Source organism: Mesorhizobium sp. M7A.F.Ca.CA.004.12.1.1 (assembly GCF_003997835.1).
Lineage (GTDB): Bacteria > Pseudomonadota > Alphaproteobacteria > Rhizobiales > Rhizobiaceae > Mesorhizobium.
Window position 1 is genome coordinate 1 of record NZ_RZRK01000129.1, and the last position, 10,413, is coordinate 10,413.

11 protein-coding genes are annotated in these 10,413 nt (G+C 61.9%); 5 read left to right on the plus strand and 6 right to left on the minus strand.

Annotated elements, in window-relative coordinates; translation table 11 throughout:
* From EN984_RS09485 to EN984_RS09510, 6 genes are all read right to left on the minus strand, one after another.
* Positions 1 to 175 (minus strand): ATP-binding cassette domain-containing protein (locus EN984_RS09485; RefSeq protein WP_127383715.1); only part of this gene is annotated, 175 nt, incomplete at its 3' end.
* Position 176: 1 nt separating this feature from the next.
* Positions 177 to 1,028 (minus strand): ABC transporter permease, encoded by an 852-nt coding sequence (locus EN984_RS09490; RefSeq protein ID WP_236383514.1) that lies wholly within the window; start codon positions 1,026 to 1,028, stop codon positions 177 to 179.
* The gene (locus tag EN984_RS09495) at positions 1,025 to 1,963 is read right to left on the minus strand and encodes an ABC transporter permease (protein ID WP_127267170.1); all 939 of its coding nucleotides are present in this window, start codon (positions 1,961 to 1,963) and stop codon (positions 1,025 to 1,027) included. Before EN984_RS09495 ends, EN984_RS09490 begins: the two co-directional genes overlap by 4 nt.
* Positions 1,964 to 2,037: 74 nt before the next feature.
* Positions 2,038 to 3,570 carry an ABC transporter substrate-binding protein gene (locus EN984_RS09500; protein ID WP_164749041.1) on the minus strand — a complete coding sequence of 511 codons (1,533 nt, stop codon included), beginning with the start codon at positions 3,568 to 3,570 and terminating at the stop codon, positions 2,038 to 2,040.
* A 74-nt stretch (positions 3,571 to 3,644) separates the two neighbouring features.
* The gene (locus tag EN984_RS09505; RefSeq protein WP_127267168.1) at positions 3,645 to 5,087 is read right to left on the minus strand and encodes an amidase family protein; all 1,443 of its coding nucleotides are present in this window, start codon (positions 5,085 to 5,087) and stop codon (positions 3,645 to 3,647) included.
* A 46-nt stretch (positions 5,088 to 5,133) separates the two neighbouring features.
* Positions 5,134 to 5,868, minus strand: coding sequence for an SIS domain-containing protein (locus EN984_RS09510; protein ID WP_245480050.1), 735 nt, complete (start codon positions 5,866 to 5,868; stop codon positions 5,134 to 5,136).
* 43 nt (positions 5,869 to 5,911) lie between these two features.
* Here EN984_RS09510 and EN984_RS38695 point away from each other — a divergent pair, with 43 nt between their 5' ends.
* The 5 genes from EN984_RS38695 to EN984_RS09530 form a co-directional block, all read left to right on the plus strand.
* Complete coding sequence (locus EN984_RS38695; protein ID WP_245480051.1) at positions 5,912 to 6,199, plus strand: hypothetical protein; 288 nt, start codon at positions 5,912 to 5,914, stop codon at positions 6,197 to 6,199.
* A 265-nt stretch (positions 6,200 to 6,464) separates the two neighbouring features.
* Positions 6,465 to 7,793, plus strand: coding sequence for an NAD(P)H-dependent oxidoreductase (locus EN984_RS09515; protein WP_127267166.1), 1,329 nt, complete (start codon positions 6,465 to 6,467; stop codon positions 7,791 to 7,793).
* A 2-nt stretch (positions 7,794 to 7,795) separates the two neighbouring features.
* Positions 7,796 to 8,824 carry a thiamine pyrophosphate-dependent dehydrogenase E1 component subunit alpha gene (locus EN984_RS09520; RefSeq protein WP_127267165.1) on the plus strand — a complete coding sequence of 343 codons (1,029 nt, stop codon included), beginning with the start codon at positions 7,796 to 7,798 and terminating at the stop codon, positions 8,822 to 8,824.
* The gene (locus tag EN984_RS09525; RefSeq protein ID WP_127267172.1) at positions 8,824 to 9,822 is read left to right on the plus strand and encodes an alpha-ketoacid dehydrogenase subunit beta; all 999 of its coding nucleotides are present in this window, start codon (positions 8,824 to 8,826) and stop codon (positions 9,820 to 9,822) included. The genes EN984_RS09520 and EN984_RS09525 overlap by 1 nt, the downstream gene beginning before the upstream one ends.
* A 3-nt stretch (positions 9,823 to 9,825) precedes the next feature.
* Positions 9,826 to 10,413: biotin/lipoyl-containing protein (locus EN984_RS09530; RefSeq protein WP_127383716.1), on the plus strand; the 588-nt coding region annotated here is incomplete at its 3' end.

Genomic DNA, 10,413 nt, shown 5'->3' on the forward strand with positions numbered 1-10,413 from the left:
CAATCAGCTTGAGGATGGCTCTGCAGGCCACCGTCTTGCCCGATCCGGATTCACCGACGATCCCAAGGACCTCTCCCGCTTTCAGTGAAAAGCTGACGCCGCGCAGGGCGTGGACGTCGCCAAAATTGGTGGCGAAGTCGATGGTGAGGTTCTCGACGCTGACGAGGTCGCTCATCTCAGGATTCCGTGTTCAGGAGGCGGGCGAGACCATCAGCGGTCAACGAGAGGCCCAGCGCCAGAAGGCAGATGGCGATGCCTGGGAAGATCGCAATCCACCATGCGGTCGTCAGGTAGGTCTGCCCGTCCGCGATCATGGCGCCCCATTCGGGCGTTGGCGGTTGTACGCCGAGGCCGAGAAAACCCAATGATGATCCGAGCACGATGGCCAGCACGGCATCGGTCATGACGAAGACGATCGATGGGACGATGGCATTCGGCAGGATGTGGAACAGCATGATGCGCAAATGCCCAAAACCCATGCCACGTGCCGCCAGCACGAAATCGACGCCGCGCAGCACCAGCGCCTGGCTCCGCACAAGTCGCGCATAGCTGACCCAGTTCACCAAGGTGAGCGAGATGAAGTAGCTCTTGAGGCCGGGCCCCAGCACGGCCACGATGGCGATCACGAGGACGAAATAGGGAAATGATACGGTGACCTCGAGGATGCGCATCAGCGCCGCATCGATCCGGCCACCCAGATAGCCGGCGATAAGGCCGATGATCGTCCCCAGGATGATCGGACCGACGACGCCGAAGAAGGCCATGGCGAGATCGTAGCGTGCGGCAAACAGTGTCCGCGCCAGGACATCGCGGCCGATGGCGTCGGTGCCAAACCAATGCTCGGCGCCAGGTGGTTTCAGCGCCTGCATCACATCGACCTTGATCGGGTCGAAACTGGTCAGCACCGGCGCCAAAATGGCCACGACGATCCAGGCCAAGGTGATGGCGCCGCCAATGATCAAGGTTGCCGGCATCGTGCGGATACGCGCCATGGCCAAGGAGCCGCTGCCCTGCATCACATCGCTCATAATTCCACCCGTGGGTCGAGAATGGCGGTCAAGACATCGACGGCAAAATTCGAAATGACGACACCTACGGCAAGCAGCAGGGCCACCGCCTGGACGACGAACTGGTCGTGCGTGAGAACGCCGCGGATGAGCAGGTTGCCGAGCCCTGGAATGTTGAAGACATTTTCGACAACGACCGTTCCGCCGATCAGGAAGGCGACCACGACGCCCAGCAGATTGACTGTCGGCAAAAGGGAATTCCAGAACACATGCCGGGAAAAGATGTAGCTTTCCGGCAGGCCCCTGGAGCGGCAGGCGATCGCGTAATCCTTGTCCATCTGCTGAATGAAGGTCGCGCGCAGATTGCGCGCGAGGATCGGCGTCACCCCGATGCCGATCGTCAGGGCCGGCAGGAACAGATGCCACAGATTGTTGAAAAAGGTCGGCCCGTAACCGGATACGGGGAAGATCTTCAGCCGCAGGCAGAAGCCCATGATCAGCAGCAGGCCGACAAAGTAGGACGGCACGCCGACGCCCGCGACGCAGACGAGACGGATGAGGTGATCGATCCACCGTCCGCGCTGCCGGGCAGCGGTGACCGCGAGCGCGAATGTCAACAGCAGCGAGATCACGAGGCCATAGAGGATCAAGAAAACCGTTGGCGCGATCCGTGCCGCGATGACGCCGCTGACGGGACCCCGGAAGGCGATCGACTGACCGAAATCGCCGCGCAGGCAATTCAGCACGTAATAGAAATACTGCACGGGGATGGGCTGATCGAGACCGTATCGCGCCCGCACGAATTCGATCGCCTCCTGACTGGCCTTGGGGCCAAGCATGAGGCGAACCGGATCGCCGGGTGTCATTTGCAGCAGCAGGAAGGTGATCACACTGATACCCAGCAGCACGGGGATCAACTGTATCGGCCGCCTGAGCACGAAGGAGAATCGATTCATGGGTCGGGATCCTGGTGTCAAATCGATGCGAGACGGGGACGAAGATCTCGTCCCCGTCTCGCATCCTGTGCCGATCAATCCAGGCTGGTCCCGCCGATGGACGAGAATTGCAGGCCGACGTTCAGGACCAACCCTCTCACGCTCGGAGCATAGGCGTTGAGCCACGTCGGGTGATAGAGCGCCACCTGCGCCACCTCGTCCACCACGGTCTTCTGGATCTGGGCATAGAGCTCGGCCCGTTTGGCATTGTCCGCCTCGCCCGAGGCTTCATCGATCAGTTTGTCGACCGTTTCGTTGTTGTAGCGGGTGTAGTAGGACTTGTTGTCGCCCGCGCCCCAGACGCACCAGCGCAATGCGTTGTCGGGATCTCGCGTCTCGTTGTACCACCAGTTCATTTCCGCCTGGTACTCGCCATCGGCGAGGCGGGTCCATGCCTGGGTTGAATCGATCTTGGCAATGTTGACGGTGATGCCGACTTCCGCCAACTGCGCCTGGATCAGCACCGCCGCCTTTTCCTCGTCGGCACTTCCGGCATTCTGAATGAGTTCGAAACTGGCTCCGGTCTTGCCGGATTCAGCCAACAGGGCCTTGGCCTTTTCGACGTCTCGGGCAATGACTGGCAGCGATTTGTCGAAGAAATCGAGTGTCGGGCTCATGATGGAACTGGCCGGCGTGCCGAGACCCAGCGTCACCGCGGCATTGATGGCGGTGCGGTCGATGCCGTAGCTGACGGCCTGGCGGAATTTGAGGTCGTTGAAGGGTTCTGCCGAATGGTTGATCAGCATGTCATAAGTGGTGCTCGAAGGTTCAGGGTCGGCGCGGAAGCCGGCGGCCTTCAACTCGGCCATGCGCGGGGCCGGAACTCCTAGGCAGACATCGAGCTCGCCCGCCTGGAACATCGAGACCCTGGTGTTGTCGTCCGGGACATAGCGGAATTCGACGCCGTCGATCTTGGGCTCGCCTTGGCGGTAATAGTGCTCGTTGCGGCCAAGGACCACGCGGTCTCCCGGCTTCAATTCGACGAATTTGAACGGCCCTGATGTGACCGGCGCCTTGGCGAAAGCGTCGTCGCCCATTTTCTCGACCGCTGCCTTCGGCACAATGCCGGTATTCCAGATTTCGGTCAGCGTCAGGAAGGGCGTGAATTTGCGATCGAGCGTCATCACCACTGTCCTGGCGTCCTTTGCCTCGATCTTGGTCAGGGGCTGGAACGGCGCCGCATAGGCGGAATCCTTCTGGAAGCGCATGCGGTTCCAGCTGAACGCCACGTCCTCGGCCGTGATCGGCGACCCATCGGAAAATTTGGCCTCGCGCAGGTGGAAGGTATAGGTCTTGCCGTCATCCGCGATGTCCCAGCTCTCGGCAAGGCCCGGGCCGACTTCAGTGCGATCGGCATTGGCATGCAGCAGGCGTGCATACATCATGCCCTGGATGAGGATATCGGCTCCGTAAGTGGTTTTGATCGGGTCCAGGGTGAGAACCTCGGCTCCATAGGCCATACGCAGTATCTTGCTGCCGTCAGCATTGGCTCGAAGCAATGTGGCCGGCAACGTCGCGATGCTGAAGCCGGCAAACGCCGCACTTTTGAGGAATACTCTGCGGTCCATGACAATCTCCCATTTTCGTTGATGATGTTCCCGGGGCGGTTCCATGCTTGTTGGTTCAAGCAGTCGTTGTTGGTTCAAGCAGTCTTGGTGATGTGGGTAGGTGGTTTGCGCTGGTGCCAGGCGTAGTCGGCTTCAAGCACCGCACCCAACCGCAGCAGCAGATCGTCGCGTCCGAACGCGGCGACAAACTGCACTCCGATCGGCAGGCCGTTTTGCGTCCAGCCGAGCGGCAGGGATATCGCCGGCGATCCGGTGCCGTTGAAGAGCGCGCTGAACGTCTCCTTCGGCGCCAGATCGGCGAACACCGTGTCGATGTCGCGGCCAGGACGATCCGGGTCGTACGTGCCGAGCAACTCCGGCGAGATCGCGCAAGTCGGCGTCACCAGCACGTCATGGACGGCCAGGAATTCGCCAACCGTCCGCGTGATCCGGTCATACACCGCGAGAGCCGCGATCAGGCTTGCCGCATCGAGCGTTCGGCCATGGCGGTAGACGGCAAGTGTCGTCTGCTGCAGGCTGTCTTCATCGATCGGCCGCCGCAGCAGGCCCGCCAACTCGTCGAGCGACTGCGCCGTAGAAGCTGCCCAGATCACTTTCTGTGCCGCCAGATAGCGCTCATAATCGAACACAGGCCCGGCTTCGACGACCTTGTGGCCCAGTTGCTCCAGCCTCTTGCCCACTTCGAGGACTGCCGCCTTCACCTCGGGGTCGAGCGGATAGCCGGACCAGGACGTTGTGCACAGGGCAATGCGCAAAGCCTTGGGTGGCGTCTTGATCGCCTGGGCATAGCTGGTGGTCGGAGGGACGATCTCATAGCTGTCGCCGGGAAGCGCACCAGAACCCAGATCAAGCAAAGCCGCCGTGTCGCGGATCGAGCGTGTCAGCATGAATGAAATGGCGAGACCCAGCATTGGCGCATTCGATTCCGGCGCGCCGCTGATCCGTCCACGGGACGGCTTCAGGCCGACGACCCCGCAAAAGGCGGCGGGGGTGCGAATGGAGCCGCCACCGTCGGCGCCTTGCGCGACGGGAACGATGCCGGCGGCAACGGCCGCGGCTGCGCCGCCGCTCGATCCCGAAACACCCCTGCTGGTATCCCAGGGGTTGCGTGTCGCACCATAGAGAGAGGATTCGGTTGCCGCCGCTATGCCGAATTCCGACGTGGTGGTACGCCCGATATTGGCAAGGCCGCCGGATCGCATTTTCGCCCAGAAGGCGTGATCCTCGCCGCAGATGAAACCCTTGGCGAGAACGCTGCCAAACTCTCCCGGCCGGCCGGCTTCGATAGGGAAATCCTTGGTCAATGTCGGCATGCCGTGGAAAGGTGCGGGTCCGGGAACGTCGCCCAGCCCCTCGATCGCATCGGCATAGGTTTCGATCACGGCATTGAGCTGCGGATTGACCGCGGCGATCCCTGAAAGGATGCAGTTGCCCAGTTCGCGCGGCGTAACTTCCCGATTGCGTAGGAGCTCGGCCAGACCGACGCCGTCATAGGCGGCGTATTCCGTCAACTTCATGCGCCTGCCCTGACTGTCCACGGTTTCAGCAACGGGTGATGCATCGTCATTCTTCGCCTTCTTCCTCTTTGATGTGCCGTGCGACGCGCCGTGGCGGTTTGTGGAAGGTTCGCAGGATCCCGGCGATATCCTCCAGCTCGTTCATCCGCGTCTCGGCCGATTTGCCAAGTTTCTCGGCAACGGAATGCGTGAGGAGGTTCAGAACCGAACTTATGGCGGCCGTCGAATCCCAGTACAGGTCGACGCGCGTCGATACTTCGAGCGCCAGTTTTGTGTATTCAGATGCCCAATGACTGTATTTGTCGGTAACGATGATCAGAGGAATCTTTCGGCGCTTGATCTGGGCGCACAGCCGAAAGCTCATCGCTGCGTATTCCGCCGTGTCGATCAGCAGCACGCAAGAATTTTCGCCGCTATCGGTGAGGATTTCTGAGAACGTGCCGCCCAAACCTTCGGCAAAGCGGACATCGCTCCTCACCCAGCGCAGACGCGTCGCGAAATCGAGCCCCAGTCCCTTCACGGCTTGGAAGCTGACGCAGTTCACGCGATCGCAGGTGCTCAGCAGATGAACGATTTCGGACCATATCTCGCCCTGGGCAAGGCCATAAGCCGCGGTCAAGGCCTGCTGCTCCATCTCCAGGCTGCGAGCCAATCGTTCCTGCTTTTCGCCGCCGATGCGGAAACGCAACTCGGCACTGTCCAGGCCCGGGCCAGCGGCTTTCGGTGCGGAGCGCAGGCCACGCTTCATTTCCTTGAGGTCGGTGTAGCCGAGACGCCGCACGAAACGGGTAACGCTTGCCTCGCTTACGCCGGCGCCGGCGGCAATGGTGGCGCCAGTTTCAAAGGGAATGTCATGGATGTTGGCGAGCAGGTATCGCGCGATTGCCTGCTCGGTCCGCGCGAACTCCAGCCAGCCCTCGCGCAACCTGGCTTCCAGCGCGCTGGCCACCTCGGTCTCACCGGAAACAGTCTTCTCGCCAGGCGTTTTCATCTTCATCGGCCGCAACGTCCCTTGGCAGACCTATTTGGAACAGACCGGAAAAGGCCACCCCAGGAAGCGCAGTTCATTTCCAGTTCATGACGCGACGCTAGCACGCGAGAACACGCTGTGAAAGATAAATTTTACAATCTAATATTTCGGTACTTTTATTTCACGACCGGCCGTAATCGCAAAAAAGCGTTCCGCGCTGGCTCCGCCTGCGAGCGAACCTGTCTTCGCGCGCCGTGCGGTTCGCGGCTTCGTTTTCGTCCATGGTTCGGGCTGCCTGGAAAGTGGTTTTAAGCACGACAATCTGGACATTAGTCTTGACAGAAATACAGATGTTCAATACCCGTCAGGCAATCGAACAAGCCTGCATTATGGGAGGAACGAGCGGTATGGCTTCCAATGTTTCGTTGACGGGCCTTGCCCGCGATCTCGAGGAACGCGCCAAGTCGGGCAAGCCTATCCGCATCGGCCTGATCGGCTCGGGCGAGATGGGAACTGACATCGTCACTCGTGTCGCCCATATGTCGGGCATCGAGATCGGCGCCATTTCCGAACTGAACCTGCCTGCCGCCAGCAAGGCCGTCGATATCGCCTTCCAGGAAACCGGGCATGCGCGCGAGGTGTCGAACGCGTCGGCGATGACGGCGGCGATGGAAGCCGGCAAGGTGGCGGTCACCAACGATGCCAGCCTTGTCATCAACAATGATCTGATCGACGTCGTCATCGACGCCACCGGGGTTCCCGCCGTCGGCGCCGAGATCGGGCTGCGCGCCATGGAACATGGCAAGCATCTGGTGATGATGAATGTCGAGGCCGACGTCACCATCGGCGCCTATCTGAAGAGCGAGGCCGACCGGCTCGGCGTCACCTATTCGCTGGGCGCCGGCGATGAGCCGTCCTCCTGCATGGAGCTGATCGAGTTCGTTTCGGCCATGGGGCATCCGATCGTTGCCGCCGGCAAGGGCAAGAACAACCCGCTCAACATCGACGCCATTCCCCCAGACTATGAGGAGGAAGCCAAGCGCCGGCACATGAATGTGCGGATGCTGGTCGAATTCGTCGACGGCTCCAAGACCATGGTCGAGATGGCGGCGATCGCCAATGCCACCGGCCTGGTTCCAGACAAGGCCGGCATGCATGGCCCGGCGGCCACGCTTGGCGAACTGTCCAAGGTGCTGGTGCCGCAGAAGGATGGCGGCGTGCTGTCGAGGGTCGGCGTCGTCGACTATTCGATCGGCAAGGGTGTCGCGCCCGGCGTCTTCGTCGTTGCCGACATGTCGCATCCGCGCATCTCCGAGCGCATGGAAGATTTGAAGATGGGCAAAGGCCCGTATTTCACTTTCCATCGTCCCTATCACCTGACCTCGCTCGAAGTGCCGCTGACCTGCGCGCGCGTCGTGCTCTACGGCAAGGCCGACATGGTGCCGCTGGCCAAACCGGTGGCCGAAGTCGCCGCCGTGGCCAAGAAGGACATGAAGCCCGGCGAGAAGCTCGATGCGATCGGTGAATATTGCTACCGCGCCTGGATCATGACGACGCCGGAGGCGCGCGCCGCCAAGGCCATTCCCTGCGGCCTGCTGCAGGGCGGCTCGGTCACCGCGCCGATCAAGAAGGGCGAGCTCATAACCTACGCGAATGCAGCGCCCGCGGCGGGCTCCAAGATCGCCGAACTGCGCGCCCGCCAGGACAAGCTCGTCTATGGGTCCGTGGGAGCGTGATCATGGCCACAGCCAGCAAAGCCGTCACTGACAGTCGCGCCAATCTGCCCTTCGTCTACCGCCAGTACAGCGCCGAGCAGCTCAGGGAGGTGCTCCACAAGATGTACCTGATCCGCCGCTTCGAAGAGGGCGCGGAGGAGTGCTACACGCGCGGTCTCATCCACGGCACCATGCATTTGTCGATCGGCCAGGAAGCCAGCGCCATGGGCATCTGCATGCCGCTTGCCGAGGATGACCAGATCACCTCGACGCATCGCGGTCATGGCCACTGCATTGCCAAGGGTGCCGAGGTCAAGCGCATGTTCGCCGAGTTCTTCGGCAAGACCACAGGCTATTGCAAGGGCCGTGGCGGCTCGATGCACATCGCCGATGTCGGCAAGGGCAATCTCGGCGCCAATGGCATCGTCGGCGGCGGCATCCCGATCGCCGTCGGGGCGGCATTGTCCTCCAAGATGATGAAGACCGGCAAGGTCGTGGTCTCGTTCTTCGGCGATGGCGCCAACAATGAAGGCGCTTTCCACGAGGCGCTCAACATGGCGGCGGTCTGGAAGCTGCCCGTCATTTTCGTCTGCGAGAACAATGGCTACGGCATGTCCACATCGACAGCCCGCTCGACCGCGGTCAAGAACATCGCCGAGCGCGCCGCCGCCTATTCGATGCCGGGCGTCATCGTCAACGGCAACATCTTCTCCGAGGTCGCCGAGGCGTCTCATCAGGCTATCGCCCGAGCCCGCGCCGGCGAGGGGCCGACGCTGATCGAGTCCAAGACCTACCGCCATCGCGGCCATTCCAAGAGCGACCGCAACCGCTATCGTACCAAGGAAGAGATCGAGGACTGGATGTCGAACCGCGATCCGATCACCCTGTTCGAAAGCGAGCTCAGGGAATTCGGCTTCATCGACGACAAGGGCATCGAGGCCATTCGCGATGCCGTGGCGCAAGAGATCGCCGAGGGCATCGAGTTCGCCAAGGCGAGCCCATCGCCCGATATCAGCGAGACCGGAAATTACGTGTATACGGAGCAGGCGTGATGGACGCGATGGTGCGTGAACTGAGCTACGCCCAGGCGATCCAGGAAGCCATGGCGATCGCCATGGACATGGACGAACGCGTTTTCCTGATGGGCGAGGATATCGGTGTCTATGGCGGCGCCTTCCAGGTCACCGGCGACCTGGTCGAACGTTACGGCGCTGACCGCGTCATCGACACGCCGATTTCGGAATTGGGCGGCGCGGGCGTCGCGGTGGGCGCTGCCCTCACGGGCATGCGGCCGATCTTCGAGTTCCAGTTTTCCGACTTCGCCACGCTTGCCATGGAGCAGATCGTCAACCAGGCGGCCAAGATGCGCTTCATGCTGGGCGGCGAGGTTTCAGTTCCCGTGGTGATGCGCTTTCCCGCCGGTTCCGGCACCGGTGCGGCGGCTCAGCACAGCCAGAGCCTGGAAGCCTGGCTCGGCCATGTGCCGGGTCTGAAAGTCATCCAGCCGGCGACCCCCTATGATGCCAAGGGTATGCTGTTGGCGGCGGTCGCCGATCCCGATCCGGTCATGATCTTCGAGCACAAGCTGCTCTACAAGATGAAGGGACCGGTGCCCGAAGGCTATTACACCGTGCCGATCGGCAAGGCAGATATCCGCCGCGAGGGCCGCGACCTGACCATCGTCGCCACCTCGATCATGGTGCAGAAGGCGCTCGACGCGGCTGCCGCGCTGGAGAGCGAAGGCATCGACGTCGAAGTCGTCGATCTCCGCACCATCCGGCCGATGGACAAGCAGACCGTCATCGACAGTGTCAAGAAGACGTCGCGGCTGCTATGCGTCTACGAAGCGGTCAAGACGCTGGGCATCGGCGCCGAGGTCAGCGCCATGATCGCCGAGAGCGAAGCGTTCGATTATCTCGATGCGCCGATCGTGCGGCTGGGCGGCGCTGAAACGCCGATCCCCTATAATCCGGAGCTCGAGAAGGCGACGGTGCCGCAAATTCCCGACATCATCACCGCTGCGCGTGACCTCGTGAAAGGGGTTCGCTGAGAAATGCCGACCGAAGTCATTCTTCCCAAGGTCGACATGGACATGGCGACCGGACAGATCTCGCGTTGGTTCGCCGAGGAAGGCGCGCACGTCAAGAAGGGCGATGTGCTGTTCGAGATCGAGACCGACAAGGCGGCGATGGAGATCGACGCGCCGGCCAGCGGCGTGCTGCGCGACGTCACCGGCAAGGAAGGTGTCGATATTGCGGTCGGTGCAGCTGTTGCATGGATTTATGCCGACGATGAAAGCTATGCGCCAATCTCCCCCCTCGAGGGGGAGACGTCGACCAAGTCGACAGAGGGGGTTGCCTCAGGAGGCACCCCTGTACCGTCGAGCCCAGTCGAACCGACCTCACCCGACCGGCCTGCGGCCGGCCACCCTCCCCTCGAGGGGGAGGGGAAAGCCCGCGCAACACCTTTGGCCAGGCGCCTAGCCCGCGAGGCTGGCCTGAACCTCTCAACCGTATCCGGCACAGGCCCATACGGCCGTGTTGTAAAAGCCGATATCGACGCCGCACTTTCCTCCCCCCTTGAGGGGGAGGTGTCCGCGAAGCGGACGGAGGGGGTCGCCTCAGAAGGCACCACCTTCGCG

Excerpts from the sequence above, each read along its gene's own strand:
- EN984_RS09490 (WP_236383514.1), bottom strand. The coding sequence starts at position 1,028 with ATGAGCGATGTGATGCAGGGCAGCGGCTCCTTGGCCATGGCGCGTATC.
- EN984_RS09495 (WP_127267170.1), bottom strand. The coding sequence starts at position 1,963 with ATGAATCGATTCTCCTTCGTGCTCAGGCGGCCGATACAGTTGATCCCC.
- EN984_RS09500 (WP_164749041.1), bottom strand. The coding sequence starts at position 3,570 with ATGGACCGCAGAGTATTCCTCAAAAGTGCGGCGTTTGCCGGCTTCAGC.
- EN984_RS09505 (WP_127267168.1), bottom strand. The coding sequence starts at position 5,087 with ATGAAGTTGACGGAATACGCCGCCTATGACGGCGTCGGTCTGGCCGAG.
- EN984_RS38695 (WP_245480051.1), top strand. The coding sequence starts at position 5,912 with ATGGTGGCGCCAGTTTCAAAGGGAATGTCATGGATGTTGGCGAGCAGG.
- EN984_RS09515 (WP_127267166.1), top strand. The coding sequence starts at position 6,465 with ATGGCTTCCAATGTTTCGTTGACGGGCCTTGCCCGCGATCTCGAGGAA.
- EN984_RS09520 (WP_127267165.1), top strand. The coding sequence starts at position 7,796 with ATGGCCACAGCCAGCAAAGCCGTCACTGACAGTCGCGCCAATCTGCCC.
- EN984_RS09525 (WP_127267172.1), top strand. The coding sequence starts at position 8,824 with ATGGACGCGATGGTGCGTGAACTGAGCTACGCCCAGGCGATCCAGGAA.